This is a genomic window from Pseudomonas sivasensis (assembly GCF_021391435.1).
In the GTDB taxonomy this organism is placed as follows: domain Bacteria; phylum Pseudomonadota; class Gammaproteobacteria; order Pseudomonadales; family Pseudomonadaceae; genus Aquipseudomonas; species Aquipseudomonas sivasensis.
Genome location: NZ_CP090029.1, coordinates 1,164,447 through 1,180,317, shown reverse-complemented (window position 1 = coordinate 1,180,317; position 15,871 = coordinate 1,164,447). Strand labels below are relative to the sequence as shown.

The 15,871-nt window shown below is 57.5% G+C and carries 16 protein-coding genes; 3 read left to right on the top strand and 13 right to left on the bottom strand.

Going from position 1 to position 15,871, the window contains the following annotated elements; all coding sequences use genetic code 11:
• Window positions 1-20: 20 nt before the first annotated feature.
• The 4 genes from garD to kdgD form a co-directional block, all read right to left on the bottom strand.
• A complete protein-coding gene (garD, locus tag LRO94_RS05190; RefSeq protein WP_032886254.1) occupies window positions 21-1,574 on the bottom strand; it encodes a galactarate dehydratase in 1,554 nt (517 codons plus the stop codon).
• A gap of 11 nt (window positions 1,575-1,585) precedes the next feature.
• A complete protein-coding gene (locus LRO94_RS05185; protein ID WP_032886253.1) occupies window positions 1,586-2,950 on the bottom strand; it encodes an MFS transporter in 1,365 nt (454 codons plus the stop codon).
• A 98-nt stretch (window positions 2,951-3,048) separates the two neighbouring features.
• Window positions 3,049-4,494: an aldehyde dehydrogenase family protein gene (locus LRO94_RS05180; RefSeq protein ID WP_032886252.1), complete on the bottom strand. Its 1,446-nt coding sequence runs from the start codon at window positions 4,492-4,494 to the stop codon at window positions 3,049-3,051.
• Window positions 4,495-4,548: 54 nt separating this feature from the next.
• A complete protein-coding gene (gene kdgD, locus LRO94_RS05175; protein ID WP_032886251.1) occupies window positions 4,549-5,460 on the bottom strand; it encodes a 5-dehydro-4-deoxyglucarate dehydratase in 912 nt (303 codons plus the stop codon).
• Between the two features lie 234 nt (window positions 5,461-5,694).
• Between kdgD and LRO94_RS05170 the strand changes: the two genes are divergently transcribed.
• Entirely contained in the window at window positions 5,695-6,849 is a 1,155-nt protein-coding gene (locus LRO94_RS05170; RefSeq protein WP_179179517.1) for a phospholipase, read from the top strand.
• A 276-nt stretch (window positions 6,850-7,125) separates the two neighbouring features.
• On the top strand, window positions 7,126-7,368 hold the full coding sequence (locus tag LRO94_RS05165; RefSeq protein WP_032886249.1) for a hypothetical protein: 243 nt from the start codon (window positions 7,126-7,128) through the stop codon (window positions 7,366-7,368).
• 80 nt (window positions 7,369-7,448) lie between these two features.
• Here the strand turns inward: LRO94_RS05165 and LRO94_RS05160 are convergent, their stop codons facing one another.
• The 8 genes from LRO94_RS05160 to rplM form a co-directional block, all read right to left on the bottom strand.
• A complete protein-coding gene (locus tag LRO94_RS05160; RefSeq protein WP_179179518.1) occupies window positions 7,449-8,195 on the bottom strand; it encodes a FadR/GntR family transcriptional regulator in 747 nt (248 codons plus the stop codon).
• A 157-nt stretch (window positions 8,196-8,352) separates the two neighbouring features.
• Window positions 8,353-8,772, bottom strand: a complete 420-nt coding sequence (locus tag LRO94_RS05155; protein WP_032886247.1) for a ClpXP protease specificity-enhancing factor — start codon at window positions 8,770-8,772, stop codon at window positions 8,353-8,355.
• 17 nt (window positions 8,773-8,789) lie between these two features.
• Window positions 8,790-9,407 (bottom strand): glutathione S-transferase N-terminal domain-containing protein, encoded by a 618-nt coding sequence (locus LRO94_RS05150; RefSeq protein WP_032886246.1) that lies wholly within the window; start codon window positions 9,405-9,407, stop codon window positions 8,790-8,792.
• 148 nt (window positions 9,408-9,555) lie between these two features.
• Window positions 9,556-10,335 carry a cytochrome c1 gene (locus LRO94_RS05145; RefSeq protein ID WP_095183832.1) on the bottom strand — a complete coding sequence of 260 codons (780 nt, stop codon included), beginning with the start codon at window positions 10,333-10,335 and terminating at the stop codon, window positions 9,556-9,558.
• The gene (locus LRO94_RS05140; RefSeq protein WP_032886244.1) at window positions 10,335-11,546 is read right to left on the bottom strand and encodes a cytochrome b; all 1,212 of its coding nucleotides are present in this window, start codon (window positions 11,544-11,546) and stop codon (window positions 10,335-10,337) included. Before LRO94_RS05140 ends, LRO94_RS05145 begins: the two co-directional genes overlap by 1 nt.
• Window positions 11,546-12,139 carry a ubiquinol-cytochrome c reductase iron-sulfur subunit gene (petA, locus tag LRO94_RS05135; RefSeq protein WP_032886243.1) on the bottom strand — a complete coding sequence of 198 codons (594 nt, stop codon included), beginning with the start codon at window positions 12,137-12,139 and terminating at the stop codon, window positions 11,546-11,548. The genes LRO94_RS05140 and petA overlap by 1 nt, the downstream gene beginning before the upstream one ends.
• Before the next feature lie 266 nt (window positions 12,140-12,405).
• The gene (gene rpsI / locus LRO94_RS05130; RefSeq protein WP_003216038.1) at window positions 12,406-12,798 is read right to left on the bottom strand and encodes a 30S ribosomal protein S9; all 393 of its coding nucleotides are present in this window, start codon (window positions 12,796-12,798) and stop codon (window positions 12,406-12,408) included.
• Between the two features lie 14 nt (window positions 12,799-12,812).
• Entirely contained in the window at window positions 12,813-13,241 is a 429-nt protein-coding gene (gene rplM, locus LRO94_RS05125) for a 50S ribosomal protein L13 (protein ID WP_003171742.1), read from the bottom strand.
• A 248-nt stretch (window positions 13,242-13,489) separates the two neighbouring features.
• On the opposite strand from rplM, the gene LRO94_RS05120 reads away from it, so the two are divergent.
• Window positions 13,490-14,530 (top strand): NADP(H)-dependent aldo-keto reductase, encoded by a 1,041-nt coding sequence (locus LRO94_RS05120; protein ID WP_179179519.1) that lies wholly within the window; start codon window positions 13,490-13,492, stop codon window positions 14,528-14,530.
• A gap of 105 nt (window positions 14,531-14,635) precedes the next feature.
• Here LRO94_RS05120 and LRO94_RS05115 read toward each other — a convergent pair whose 3' ends face one another.
• Entirely contained in the window at window positions 14,636-15,772 is a 1,137-nt protein-coding gene (locus tag LRO94_RS05115) for an acyl-CoA dehydrogenase family protein (protein WP_099601127.1), read from the bottom strand.
• Window positions 15,773-15,871 lie beyond the last annotated feature (99 nt).

Genomic DNA, 15,871 nt, shown 5'->3' with positions numbered 1-15,871 from the left:
CCGATGCAGGCGACTCGGTCTCAGGTAATGGGCGCCGGGTTAAACAACGTGATGTCGTTATGCAGCTTGTGATGCTCCGCCCAGGTCTTTTTCTTACCGCTGGCCACATCCAGATAGAAGTGGAACAACTCCCAACCCAGCTCCTCGATACTCGCACGCCCGGTAGCGATGCGCCCGGCGTCGATATCGATGAGGTCCGGCCAGCGCTGCGCCAGCTCCGTACGGGTCGACACCTTCACCACCGGCGCCATTGCCAGCCCGTACGGCGTGCCACGCCCGGTGGTAAACACATGCAGGTTCATCCCCGCCGCCAATTGCAGCGTACCGCAGACAAAGTCGCTGGCCGGCGTCGCACAAAAAATCAGGCCCTTGCTCTTGAAGCGCTCACCCGGACCCAGCACGCCGTTGATCGCGCTGCTGCCGGACTTGACGATGGAACCCAGGGACTTCTCGACAATATTCGACAACCCGCCCTTCTTGTTGCCCGGCGTGGTATTGGCGCTGCGATCTGCTTCGCCTTTGGCCAAGTAACGGTCGTACCAGTCCATTTCCCTGACCAACTCCTCGGCAACTTCCTTTGTTTGCGCACGAGAAGTCAGCAGGTAGATGGCATCGCGGACTTCGGTCACTTCGGAAAACATAACCGTCGCCCCAGCCCGCAACAACAAGTCAGAGGCGTAACCCAGCGCGGGGTTGGCGGTGATGCCGGAAAACGCATCACTGCCGCCGCACTGCATACCCAGGATCAGTTCGGATGCCGGCACGGTTTCCCGGCGGCGCTGGTCGAGCTTCTTCAGGCGGACTTCGGCCAAGTCCATGATCTGCTCGATCATCTCGGTAAAGCCGTGGCTGGAATCCTGCAACCGATACAGCCACGGCTCGCTCAGGTCGACCGAGCTGTCGTTGTCGTGCATCACCTGCCCGGCCTGCAATTTCTCGCACCCCAGGCTGATCACCAGGGCTTCGCCGCCCAAGTTCGGGTTGCGCGCCAGGTTGCGTACGGTACGGATCGGGATGTACGCATCTGTCGCAGTGATCGCCACCCCGCAGCCGTAGCTGTGGGTCAGCGCCACTACGTCATCGACGTGTGGGTACTTGGGCAGCAATTCGTCCTTGATGCGCTTGACCGCATGGTCCAGCACCCCGGTCACACACTGCACCGTGGTGGTGATGCCAAGGATGTTACGCGTGCCCACAGTACCGTCGGCGTTGCGATAGCCCTCGAAGGTAAACCCCTCCAGCGGTGCCTGGGTTTCGGGCACCTCGGTGGACAGCGGCAAGCTGTCCAGCGGTGGCGCGGTCGGCATGCGCAATTGATCTTCCTGGACCCAACTGCCGCGCGGAATCGGCGCCAGGGCGTAACCGATGGTCTGGCCGTAGCGAATAATCTGACCGCCTTCGGGGATGTCTTCCAGGGTCACTTTGTGGCTCTGGGGGATGAAATCCACGGTCACTAGGCCGTCCGGAAACTCGGTACCGGCCGGTACGCCCTGGTCATTGACCACGATCACTACGTTGTCGCGCTCGTGCAAACGAATGGAACGCGGCGAGTCGGCATGTTCAATCAACTGCATCACGGGGCCCCTCAGGAATGCGCTTCGGTTAGGTTGGTCAACTCTGGCCCCTTGGTTGGCGGCTCTTTGAGTACTACACGTTTGATCGGACCGACGATGACCAGATAGCTGAACACCGCCACCAGCGCGTTGGCGCCGACAAACACCAGGGCCCATTTAAAGGAACCGGTGGTGCTGATGATGTAGCCGATCACGATAGGCGTGGTGATAGAAGCCAGGTTACCGAAGGTGTTGAACAAGCCACCACTGAGACCGGCGATTTGTTTCGGCGAGGTGTCGGACACCACCGCCCAACCCAGTGCGCCAACGCCTTTGCCAAAGAAGGCCAAGGCCATGAAGCCCACCACCATCCATTCAACGTCAACGTAGTTACACGCGATGATGCTACTGGAGACCAGCAAGCCCGCAATGATCGGCGCCTTGCGGGCGAACGTCAGCGAATGGCCTTTGCGCAGCAGGTAGTCGGAAATGACCCCACCCAACACGCCACCGATAAACCCGCAGATCGCCGGCAACGAGGCGATGAAACCGGCCTTGAGGATGGTCATGCCACGGTCCTGCACCAGGTACACCGGGAACCAGGTCAGGAAGAAGTAAGTGATGCCATTGATGCAGTACTGGCCCAGGTACACGCCTAACATCATGCGGTTGGTCAGCAACTGGCGGATGTAATCCCACTTCGGCCCGTCGGTTTTCTTACCCTTGCCTTTGTCCTGATCCATATCGACCATCGCGCCATTGGCAGCGATGTGGTTGAGCTCAGCTTCGTTGATCATCGGGTGCTGGCGCGGGCTGTGGATCACTTTCAGCCAGATCAGCGAGAACACGATGCCGATCACGCCCATCACGATAAACACGTGCTGCCAGCCAAAGCGGTAGACGATCCAGCCCATCAGCGGCGCGAACAACACCGTGGCGAAGTACTGCGCCGAGTTGAAGATCGCCGAGGCCGTACCGCGCTCGGCGGTGGGGAACCAGGCCGCCACAATCCGAGCGTTACCCGGGAAGGAAGGCGCTTCGGCCAGGCCCACCATAAAGCGCAGCATGAACAGCGCAACAACCGCGGTGGATACACCGAACTCACCGACATAGCCTTGCAGCACGGTGAACAGTGACCAGGTGAAGATGCTCAGGGCGTAGACTTTTTTCGAGCCGAATCGGTCCAGCAGCCAGCCACCGGGAATTTGCCCGGCCACGTAGGCCCAACCGAATGCAGAGAAGATATAACCGAGGGTGACCGCGTCGATGCCGAGGTCTTTCTGCAGGCTGGAGCCCGCGATGGCGATGGTCGCCCGGTCGGCGTAGTTGATCGTGGTCACCAGGAACAGCATGAGCAGGATCAAATAGCGGACGTGAGTCGGCTTGGTCGCTTGCATGTAGAAGTACTCCCACTAATTATTTTTTTTGCGGGTAATAGTTTTGTGTTTTTAGCGTGGGAGCCGGCAGGCGTCCGGCCCCCACTGGGTGCAGCGTCTTACGAGCCGATGTAGCTGGTTTTCACCACTGTGTAGAACTCTTGTGCATAGCGACCTTGCTCCCGCGAGCCATAGGACGAGCCTTTACGGCCACCGAACGGAACGTGGTAATCCACGCCTGCCGTGGGCAGGTTGACCATCACCATCCCAGCCTGGGAGTGGCGCTTGAAGTGGTTGGCGTATTTCAACGATGTGGTGGCAATGCCCGCTGACAAACCGAATTCGGTGTCGTTGGCCATGGCCAGTGCTGCCTCGTAGTCCGCAACGCGCACAACGTTTGCCACTGGACCGAAAATTTCTTCACGGCTGATGCGCATGGCGGCTTCGCTGTCTGCAAACAGCGTCGGTGCCAAGTAGTAACCCTCGGTGTCACACGTCACCAGGCCGCCACCGCTGACCAGCCGCGCGCCTTCGCTTTGGCCAATGTCGATGTATTTCAAGTCCTGATCCAACTGAGCTTGGGAAACCACCGGACCGATGTCGGTACCGCTTTTCAACGCGTGGCCAACCTTGATCGACTTCATGCGCTCGGCCATGGCCGCGACGAACTGGTCGTGAATACCAGCGGTGACGATCAAACGGCTGGACGCGGTGCAACGCTGGCCAGTGGAGTAGAACGCGCTCTGTACCGACAGCTCGACAGCTTGCTTGAGGTCGGCGTCGTCGAGAATGATCTGCGGATTCTTGCCGCCCATTTCCAACTGCACTTTGGCCTGGCGCGACACGCAGCTGACGGCGATCTGACGGCCCACACCGACGGAGCCGGTGAAGCTGATGCCGTCGACTTTCGGACTGTTGACCAGCACGTCGCCTACCACGCGGCCGCTGCCCATCACCAGATTGAACACACCGGCAGGGAAACCGGCGCGGGAGATAATTTCTGCGAGGGCCCAGGCGCAGCCCGGTACCAGTTCGGCCGGCTTGATGACTACGCAGTTGCCGTAAGCAAGCGCCGGGGCGATCTTCCATGCAGGAATGGCGATCGGGAAGTTCCACGGCGTGATCAGGCCGACCACACCGAGCGCTTCACGGGTGACTTCAACGTTGACACCCGGGCGTACCGACGGCACGTAGTCGCCGGACAAACGCAGGCACTCACCGGCGAAGAACTTGAAAATGTTACCGGCGCGGGTCACTTCGCCGATGGCTTCAGGCAAGGTCTTGCCCTCTTCCCGGGCCAGCAGGGTGCCGAGCTCTTCACGGCGCGCGAGGATTTCGCTGCCAACTTTATCCAACGCATCATGACGCGCCTGGATACCGGACGTGGACCACGCCGGAAATGCTGCGCGGGCGGCGTCGATGGCAGCGTTGACTTGAGTGACGTCAGCCTTGGCGTATTCACCAATGACATCAGACAACTCCGAGGGATTGAGGTTGGTGCAGTAGTCGGCGCCGGTTACCCATTGGCCGTTGATGTAGTTTTCGTAACGTTGGACTTGGGACACGAATCTTCTCCTGACGCAAAAGGCCGCTGATTACTCAGCGGCCTTGTGAATGGGTTATTGCGGACCTTGCTTGTCGATCAGCGCGGCCAGGGCTTCGTATTCTTCCGGCAGCAAGTCGGTCAGCGGCGTACGCACTGGGCCTGCGTCATAGCCAGCGATTTTTGCGCCTGCCTTGACGATACTCACGGCATAGCCGGACTTGCGGTTACGGATGTCCAGGTAAGGCAGGAAGAAGTCGTCGATGATCTTGGCGACGGTGGCGTGATCATCCTTGGCAATAGCGTGGTAGAAGTCCATCGCGGTTTTCGGGATGAAGTTGAACACCGCCGAAGAGTAAACCGGCACGCCCAGAGCCTTGTAGGCAGCGGCGTAAACCTCTGCAGTCGGCAGGCCGCCGAGGTAGCTGAAACGATCGCCCAGACGACGGCGGATCGACACCATCAACTCGATATCGCCCAGGCCATCCTTGTAGCCGATCAGGTTCGGGCAGCGCTCGGCCAAACGCTCCAGCAACGGAGCGGTCAGGCGGCACACGTTACGGTTGTAGACCACCACACCGATTTTCACCGATTTGCACACCGCTTCAACGTGGGCTGCAACGCCGTCCTGACTGGCTTCGGTGAGGTAGTGCGGCAGCAACAACAGACCTTTAGCGCCCAGGCGTTCAGCCTCTTGGGCATATTCGATGGCTTGGCGTGTCGAACCGCCAACACCGGCGAGGATCGGCACGCTGGTGGCGCAAGTATCAACAGCGGTCTTTACCACTTGGGAATATTCGCTGGCCGCCAGGGAGAAAAACTCACCCGTGCCACCTGCGGCGAACAATGCGGTGGCGCCGTAAGGGGCCAGCCATTCAAGACGCTTGATATAGCCCGCTTGGTGGAAGTCACCCTGGGCGTTGAAATCGGTCACCGGGAAAGACAGCAGACCGTGGGAGAGGATGGACTTCAGCTCTTGTGGATTCATTATTCGAACACCCTGGGTAAAGACTTTCTGTCGAAAGATTGTTGTTGGTTTTGGTGATGTCGTACGTCATCGTACAACTATAAAAAGATTCGTCAACTGCAATTCATCGACCTTCGGTTTAAACGGTGTTGATAGAAGCGTTCTTGACGTAGGAAATTTATCCTCTATGCTCGTCAGTGCTGTATATACATACAGCCATTACGGAAGATTCCTACGACATAGCAAGGAGCTAACATGTCAGGTCTTGATCTCGTAGCACCCGAAAAAACTCAACCGATCCTGCGCTTCGAAGGTGGCGAACACACCGTCATCGGCGACGACACACTGTTGCGCTTCAATACGAACGCCCCGGCGATTCCCGCCCGGCAAGTCGAACTGCACCTACCCAATGGGCTGGCACTGACCTACGGCCAAGTGATTGCCCTGGGCGGTGACTTTTATGGCATTCCTGGCAAGCCGATCAGCGATGGCGCCTCCCCTGCCGAGCGCGTGCAACGCTTCACCGCTGCCTTTAACTCGCTGGCAGTGTTGCCGGCCTCACGGGACGAAGCAGGAAAGATTCTCGCGGTGATGCAAAAGGAAATCAGCGCGGTCAATCAAGCCATTAAAGATGGCAAACAACCCCATGAAGCCTATGACGCGCTGGGTGATACGTTGTCCGAGGAATGGAACCGAATCACCGGGGGCGGCAGTACGGTATCGGCGCTGGTTCCGCTGGGCCGTTACCTGAAACTGGCGGCGGACAACGCCGATCACTTCGGCGAATGGGCGCTATCGGCCTACCTGGCGGGGCATACGGCAGCGTTGCAACAGGCCGTGATAGCGCATCAAACCGGTACCGATCAGGCACTGGAGCTGGCGTATGCCATGAACAGTTTTGCTGATCACTTCTTGACCGATCTGTTTTCCGCGGGCCACTTGCGAGTGCCACGCAAGCAACTGGCGGCGGTGGTCACGCCGGGAGAGTTGGGCTCGCTGATCAGTCGCTTCATGCACGATGAAGACAGCAAATTCGGGCTGAAGGTGCGCAATGCCATGGGTGATGAGTGGCACGCCTATGGAGATAAGCGCTATTTCGATACCGTTGACGCAAACAATCGAGCACAGGTCAAACGCGCCGTTCAGGCATCCGCAGACGAGATCTTTGAGACCTTCATCAGTGGTATCGCGCCCTCCCCGGCCAACTTCAAGGCTCCACTGTATGTGCCGGATTTGAACGCAGCACAGAACCCGGCAAATAACTTTTCGCCATTGTTCAAGATGGAGGGTGACAAAGTGCTGCGCCGCAAGGACGTGAATGACCTGAACGACAAGCATTGGACCAATGATTGGTGGGGGTGGAGTACGTATTTGTTGCTTAAGGACTACAAGCCGAGCCCTCAGACCTAGACACTACCGTTTGTCGATACTGTGATTTCTAACAGTTATGCACAGTTCATACACGAGGGATAACAAACCTCAGGGGCTAAGGCATTAGCTCCTGAGGCGATTCGCTGTAGCTCTCCTGATACCTGAAGTCGCCGCATCAGGACGTCGCCATGCCCCATTCCGAATATGCCGACAACGGAACTGACACCACGAACATCAAGAGGTCGTAACGTGGCGCAGGTTCCAGTCCGTGCTTGATTCTGCTTCTAGAACTCACACTGAGAAGAGAGGTGCTTCATGAAAACCACTGATGAAATTTTCGGCCTACTGGCATCCGGTTTCGAAGCCAGTCGGGATGAAAAAGATCAAGACTTTGATCCCGATAGGCCTTTGGCTGAGCTGATCGCTGACAAGAAAGAAAGGCTTCGGGTGATCAACTCGTCAATGACGGAGCTTCATTTACAACTGCCCGACGACGTGGCCGAGAAACCAACACTGGACGAATTGGCTGCCTATATCCAATCCAGGCAACAGTCATAGAAAAACGCTGAATGGCACATCGTCACGCTAGACACCCTGATCACCAAGCCGCCCAGTGATACCAACCAGCGGCGGCTTGATCAGCATGCCCTTTCAGCCTCTTCATGGGCATGGCGCAGCCGTTCACGGCTGTTAGTCAGGTGCAAACGCATCGCCGCCCGCGCCGCATCTGAGTCCTGGCGGGCAATCGCCTCGTAAATCTCTTCGTGCTCACGGCTCAGGCGCCCCATGTAATGCTGTTGATCATCATGGGCCAGGCGCGCCGAATTCAAGCGGGTACGTGGAATGATGCTGGTGCCCAGGTGCGTCATGATGTCGGTGAAGTAACGGTTGCCGGTGGAGAGTGCGATTTCCAGGTGAAATGCGAAGTCTGAGGCGACGGCATCGCCGGCGTGCGCGGCGCTTTCATTCAACGCATCGAGTGCTGCACGCATCGCAGCCAACTGCTCTTCGCTACGACGCAGGGCCGCCAGGCCGGCAGACTCCACTTCCAGGCTGATACGCAACTCCAGAATCGCCAACACATCGCGCAGGGTCACGACCGTGGCGGGATCAATCCGGAAACCGCTGGGGCTCGGCGTGTCCAGCACGAAAGTGCCGATACCATGACGGGTTTCCACCTGCCCCGCCGCCTGCAAACGTGAGATGGCTTCGCGCACTACGGTGCGACTGACGCCATGGGCTTCCATGATCGCGGACTCCGTGGGCAGCTTGTCGCCCCGTTTGAGTTCGCCGTCACGGATCTGCTCAGACAGCACCGTGACCAATTCCTGGGCAAGGCTGCGGCGCTTGCGGGGAAGACGAGGGGCGGTGCTGGCGTTTTCCATGTGGAATCATCTATCTCGGTTGAGTAAAGAGGCATCATAGCCCATGGCGGTTGTACGATCACCGTTCAGTCGCGACTTTCACTTATATCCTTCACGCAAAAAAATGCCCCGACACAAATCGAGGCATTTTTCAGGCACACCCGAAGGCAAACGCCGATTACTTCACCACTTTCAGGCTAGGCCGGCCGCTAGGACGCGGTGGCTCGGCATCTGGTGGTGGCAGATCATCACCTTCTTCGCTTTCGATCGATTCGTCGTCCTCGAAAGGTGACTCCAGATCAAACACCATGCCCTGACCATTTTCCCGAGCATAAATCCCAAGAATGGCGCCAATCGGCACGTAGAGCGTGTGCGGTACACCGCCAAAACGCCCTTCGAAACTGACCGCCTCATTGTCCATGTGCAGGTGGCGCACGGCACTCGGCGATACATTGAGCACAATCTGCCCGTCACTGGCAAAACCCTGCGGTACCTGAACCGCAGGAAATTCGGAATTGACCAGCATGTGCGGGGTGCAATCGTTATCCACAATCCACTCGTAGAGCGCGCGGACCAGGTAAGGTCGACTGGAGTTCATCAACGGCTCCTTAAGCCTTAGCGCATATCGCGTTCGACACCAGACAGACTTGCCTGGAAAGCCTCACGCGCAAACTGGCGCTCCATGTAATCAAGCAGCGGCTTGGCCGGCCGCGGCAGTTCAATACCGAGAATCGGCAAACGCCAGAGTATCGGTAATAGGCAGCAATCCACCAAACTTTGTTCCTCGCTGAGGAAAAAAGGTTTATCGGCGAACAACGGCGAAACGCCGGTCAGGCTCTCGCGCAATTCCTTACGCGCCACGACACGGGCCGCCTCTTTGCTGCGCGAATCCAGAATCACATCCACCAGCCCACACCAGTCGCGCTGGATCCGATGGATCAGCAGGCGACTGTTGGCACGCGCCACCGGATATACCGGCAGCAAAGGCGGATGAGGATAACGCTCATCCAGGTATTCCATCACCACGGTCGACTCCCACAACGCCAGGTCACGATCGACCAGGGTGGGCAAGCTGCCGTAAGGGTTCACTTCGATCAGTTTTGGCGGATGACGGCCCGCCTCCACACTGATGATCTCGGCGCTGACACCCTTCTCTGCGAGCACGATACGTACTCGGTGGGAATAGTGGTCGGCGGGGTCGGAGTAACAGGCCAACCGATTGGTCACGCCCATGGCGGTCCTCCTCGCTTGTTGAAATTATCGGAAGCTCAAAAACGAGCGCGCCCAGAGAGCATCTCTGTAACGGCGGGTTAACCCGTTCGCTACGTATTCAGAGATGCCGCTGGGCGCGCAAGATTAACAGCAATTGCTTACGGTTGGATCAATGCACATCCTTCCAGTATTCGCGTTTGAGCAGATAGGCGAATACGAAGAAGAAAGCCAGGTACAGCAAGACGTAAGTACCAATGCGCTGGTGCTGCAGTTTGACCGGGTTGGCCGAGTAGGCCAGGAAGGTCACGAGGTTCTTGACCTTCTCGTCGAACTGCTCGTCAGTCAGCGAACCGGGGGTTTCGATCTTCAGTTGATCGCACGCTTCATGAGTCAAAGGCGTACCGGTCAACGGATCATATTGCTTCTTACCGTCTTCAACGACCTGGATCTGCTTGCATCCTACCACTTGCTTGCCCTGAAGGCCGACCAGAACGTTAGGCATGCCGACGTTCGGGAATACTCGGTTGTTCACGCGATAAGGCCGGGCCGGATCTTCGTAGAACGACTTCAGGTAGCCGTACAGCCAGTCGGTGCCGCGCACACGGGCTACCAGGGTCAGATCAGGCGGTGCGGCGCCGAACCAGGCCTTGGCGTCCGCCGGTTGCATACCGATATTCATGTGGTCGCCAATCTTGGCACCGGTGAACACCAGCTTATCCAACATCAGTTCGTGGGGAATGCCCAAATCATCGGCAACCCGCTCGTACCGCTGGAACTTGGCACTGTGACAGCCCATGCAATAGTTGGCGAACGTACGCGCGCCGTCTTGCATGGCAGCCTTGTCAGACACGTCGATATCGACTTTTTCCAGCTCCGGACCACCGTGCTCGGCAGCGAAGGACAGTAGCGGCAGCGCCGCAAGCATCAATGCAACGAATAATTTTTTCATCAGCCAGTCACCCTTTCCGGAACCGGTTTGGTCTTCTCAAGCCGGGTATAGAACGGCATCAGAATGAAGTAGGCGAAGTACAGGAAGGTGCAGACCTGCGACAGCAACGTACGTTCAGGAGTTGGCGCCAATACGCCCAACACACCCAGGATCACGAACGAAATGCAGAACACCCACAACCAGATCTTGCTCAGCCAGCCTTTGTAGCGCATGGATTTGACCGGACTTCGATCGAGCCAAGGCAACACGAACAGCACGGCAATGGCTGCACCCATGGCGATCACGCCCATGAGCTTGTCGGGGATGGCCCGCAAGATTGCGTAGAACGGCGTGAAATACCAAACCGGGGCAATGTGCTCAGGTGTCTTGAAAGCGTTGGCCTGTTCGAAGTTCGGCTTCTCCAGGAAATAACCGCCCATCTCCGGGAAAAAGAACACGATCGAGCAGAACACGAACAAGAACACGACCACGCCGACGATGTCTTTCACGGTGTAGTACGGGTGGAATGGGATGCCATCCAGCGGGATGCCGTTCTCGTCCTTGTGCTTCTTGATGTCCACGCCGTCCGGGTTGTTAGAGCCAACTTCGTGCAACGCCAAGATGTGCAGAACCACCAAGCCTAGGATCACGATAGGCAAGGCCACCACGTGCAAGGCAAAGAAGCGGTTCAGGGTGATACCGGAGATCAGGTAGTCACCACGAATCCACTGGGTCAGATCGTTGCCGATAACCGGGATCGCGCCGAACAGCGAGATGATCACCTGGGCGCCCCAGTACGACATCTGCCCCCAAGGTAACAGGTAACCCATGAAGGCTTCGGCCATCAGCGCCAGGTAGATCAGCATGCCGAAGACCCACACTAACTCGCGGGGTTTCTGGTACGAACCGTAGAGCAGGCCACGGAACATATGCAGGTACACGACGATGAAGAACATCGACGCGCCCACGGCATGTAGCAATCGAAGGATCGCGCCATGATTGACGTCACGCATGATGCCTTCGACGGAAGCAAACGCCTCCTCCGCTGACGGGGTGTAACTCATCGTCAGCCATACACCGGTCACGATCTGGTTGACCAGCACCAGAAGGGCCAGGGAGCCGAAGAAGTAGAAGAAGTTGAAGTTTTTTGGCGCGTAGTACTTGCTGAGATGGTCTTCCCACATCTTAGTGGCGGGGAAGCGCGCATCTACCCAATCCATGAACTTGCTCATCACGCGTTCTCCTTATCGAGGCCAATGACAATAAGGTCGTCAGTTTCGTAGGTATGCGGAGGCACGGGCAGGTTCAAAGGAGCAGGCTGGGACTTGTAGACACGACCGGCGAGGTCGTAGTGAGAACCGTGGCACGGGCAGAAATAGCCGCCGACCCAGTCCTTCCCCAGATCTGCCGGGGCTACTTCCGGGCGGAAGGTGGGCGAGCACCCCAGATGGGTACATAGACCAACCAGTAGCAGAATCTCTGGTTTGATCGAGCGCACTTCGTTTTTGGCGTAGGCGGGTTGGTCGGAATTCTCAGATTTTGGGTCAGACAACTGGCCTTCGATCTTTTTCAGATTCCCCAGGATTTCCTCAGTACGACGAACGATGAAGACTGGCTGGCCGCGCCACTCAGCAATCATCTGCTGGCCTGGCTCGATCTTGCTGACATTCACCTTCACCGGTGCACCTGCGGCTTTCGCCTTGGCACTGGGAAACCATGACCCCACGAACGGGACCGCAGCCCCCACCGCTCCTGCAGCACCCACCACGGATGTGGCTGCTACTAAGAAGCGACGCCGGCCTGCATTCACGCCGTCATTGCTCATTCAGTCCTCTCCCATCAGCTTTTTGGCCTGTTAAATCAGGCGTCTACTAAGTATTGAATCTTTACTTATAAAAATTTTGTCGGATGGTAATGAAAAGCCCCACGTATGACAAGGGAATTGCCCGAGGCTCTGCCTCCAGGCCTTGTAGTATAGGGGGTCTACGGATGTGGCAAGTTGTCACGGCGAAAAATCTAGATAAATCGCAGGCAATAAAAAACGCCCAGCTCCGTGAGGAGGCTGGGCGTTTTTGTGGAACGTAAAGCGAATTAACGCTTCGAGTACTGCGGACGCTTACGCGCTTTACGCAGACCGACTTTCTTACGTTCAACTTCACGAGCATCGCGAGTAACGAAGCCAGCTTTGCGCAGAGCGCCACGCAGGGTTTCGTCGTACTGCATCAGAGCGCGAGTGATACCGTGGCGAATTGCGCCAGCTTGACCACTTACACCGCCACCGATAACGGTGACATAGATGTCGAACTTCTCAACAGTCTCGGTCAGTTCCAGCGGCTGACGAACTACCATGCGGGCAGTTTCGCGACCGAAGAAATTTTCCAGAGTGCGGTTGTTGATCGAGATGTTGCCAGTGCCCGGACGCAGGAAAACGCGTGCGGTTGCGGTTTTGCGACGGCCAGTGCCGTAATTTTGAGTCGCCGACATAATGAACTATTCCGTTAAAACTTCAGTTCTTGGGGCTGCTGAGCAGCATGAGGGTGTACAGCGCCCGCATAGACTTTCAGCTTGCGAAACATATCGCGACCCAGTGGGCCCTTAGGCAGCATACCTTTGACCGCGATTTCGATCGGGGCTTCAGGCTTCTTGGAGATCAGGCCTTCGAAGTTCGAAGACTTGATACCGCCTGGGAAACCGGAGTGACGGTAGTACATTTTGTCTTGCGCTTTGTTGCCGGTAACACGTACCTGCTCAGCGTTGATGATCACGATGTAGTCACCGGTATCAACGTGAGGGGTGTACTCAGGCTTGTGCTTGCCACGCAGACGGCTGGCGACTTCAGTGGCCAGACGACCCAGGGTCTGACCAGCGGCGTCGACGACAAACCAGTCGCGCTGAACTGTTTCCGGTTTTGCAGTAAAAGTTGTCATTCTTTAATAGCCTCAGGGGCCGCCCTGTAAATTAGACGGCGGATCTTACTGAATAGTGCGTACTTTGACAAGTCAAAGGCAGCCGGATACAGACGCTATCGGGGGCTCGGGTCGGCGCGTCCGTTCAACGGCAAGATTCTTCGGCAGGCGGCGCATCACTTCCACTGCAGAAAGAGGTGGGCAATTATGCAGATTGCGAAAAAAAATTCAACCTGCTTTTATGATTGTTTTCCCCGAAGGAGTACCCGATGGATTATCGACAGCTGGGCCGTACGGATCTGAACGTGAGCGCGATAGCCTTGGGCACCATGACCTGGGGCGAGCAAAACAGCGAGGCAGAGGCCTTCGCGCAGATCGAGCGAGCCAAGGCCGCGGGGATCAACTTCCTCGACACGGCCGAAATGTATCCGGTGCCGCCCAAGGGCGACACCTATGCCACCACCGAGCGTTATATCGGTAATTACTTCAAAAGCCGTGGCGACCGTGCCGACTGGATCCTCGCCAGCAAGATCGCCGGCCCCGGCAACACCATCGATTACATCCGCGATGGCCACCTGCGCCACAACCGCAAGCACATCGTCGACGCCTTGGACGCCAGCCTCAAGCGCCTGCAAACAGACTGGATCGACCTCTATCAATTGCACTGGCCAGAGCGCAGCACCAATTTCTTCGGCCAACTGAGCTACAAGCACAAGGACGAAGACGACCTCACCCCACTGGAAGAAACCCTCGAAGCGCTGGACGAACAGGTAAAAGCCGGCAAGATTCGCCACATCGGCCTGTCCAATGAAACCCCATGGGGCACCATGAAATTCCTCGCTTTGGCCGAAGCCCGTGGCTGGACCCGTGCAGTGTCGATCCAGAATCCCTACAACCTGCTCAACCGCAGCTTTGAAGTGGGCCTGGCGGAAATCGCCATTCGTGAGCAGTGCGGCCTGCTGGCCTACTCGCCCCTGGCATTCGGCATGCTCAGCGGTAAATACGAAGGTGGTGCACGCCCGGCGAAAGCGCGTCTGACGGAATACAGCCGTTTCAGCCGTTACTTCAACCCGCAGTCGGAAGCGGCTTGCAGCCGATATGTTGCACTGGCTCGGGAGCATGGCCTGGACCCGGCGCAGATGGCGTTGGCGTTCGTGACCCAGCAACCGTTCGTGACCAGCAACATTATTGGCGCAACGTCGCTGGAGCAACTGGACAGCAACATCGCCAGTGCTGATCTGACGCTGTCGAAGGAAGTCCTGGAAGGGATTGAGGCGATTCAGAAGGATCATCCGAATCCTGCGCCTTGACTGATCTGTAGACCGCTATCGGGGGCAAGCCCCCTCCCACATTGGCATGCACTCCACGTGTGGGAGGGGGCTCGCCCCCGATGACGCTCCAAGACCAGCAAAAAATCAAAGCGCCCGCGCGATGATCTCCTTCATGATCTCATTGGTTCCCGCATAAATCCGCTGCACCCGAGCATCCGCCCAGGCTCGTGCAATCGGGTACTCCCACATGAAGCCGTAACCGCCGTGCAACTGCACGCATTCGTCGAGCACCTTGCATTGCAGGTCAGTGGCCCAGTACTTAGCCATCGCAGCTGTAGGCACATCCAGCTTGCCCTCCAGGTGCAGCGCCATGCATTTATCGACAAACACTCTGCCGATCTGAATCTCAGTCGCCATCTCCGCTAACTTGAACCGCGTGTTCTGGAAATCGGCAATCGCTTTGCCGAACGCTTTGCGTTCACGGGTGTACTCCAGCGTCCATTGCAACGCCGCTTCGGCTGAGGTGATCGCGCCGATGGCCACGGTCAATCGCTCCTGGGGCAGTTCCTGCATCAAGTAGGCGAAGCCCATGCCCGCCTGGCCCAACAAGTTTTCCTTGGGCACCCGCACGTCCTGGAAGAAAAGCTCCGAGGTGTCCTGGGCCTTCATGCCGACCTTCTCCAGGCGCTTGCCCTTGGCGAAGCCGTGCGTGTCAGCCTCCACCAGAAACAGGCTGGTCCCCTTCGCGCCGGCCTTGGGATCGGTCTTGGCCACGACGATTACCAGCTCGGCCAGATAGCCGTTGGTGATAAAGGTCTTGGAACCGTTGATCACATACTCGTCGCCATCCAGCACGGCGGTGGTCTTGACCCCTTGCAGGTCGGAACCGGCGCCCGGCTCGGTCATTGCGATGGCGGTGACCATCTCGCCGGAGATCAATTTGGGCAGGTATTTGTGCTTCAGCGCCTCACTGCCGTAATGCAGGATATAAGGCGCGACGATGTCCGAATGCAGAGAGAAACCAATACCGGTCAGGCCCAGCCGACTGATCTCCTCAATCACCACCGCACTGTAGAGAAAGTCCGCACCCAACCCGCCATACGCCTCTGGAAGATGGGAGCACAGCATCCCCGCCTCCCCTGCCTTGCTCCATAGAGTGCGGTCGATATACCCCTGTTTTTCCCATTGCCCATGGAACGGCGCAGCGTCTTTTTCGAGGAAGGTGCGCACGCTCTCGCGAAAGAGTTCGTGCTCAGGGCTGAACAAAGTTCTGGGAATCATGGGTCACCTGCGTGGATTGTCGGACAAAAACAAGCCCACAGAGCCTATGCCGCGAAAGCATGACAGGACACTGGACACATGCGACAAAAAATAAGACGA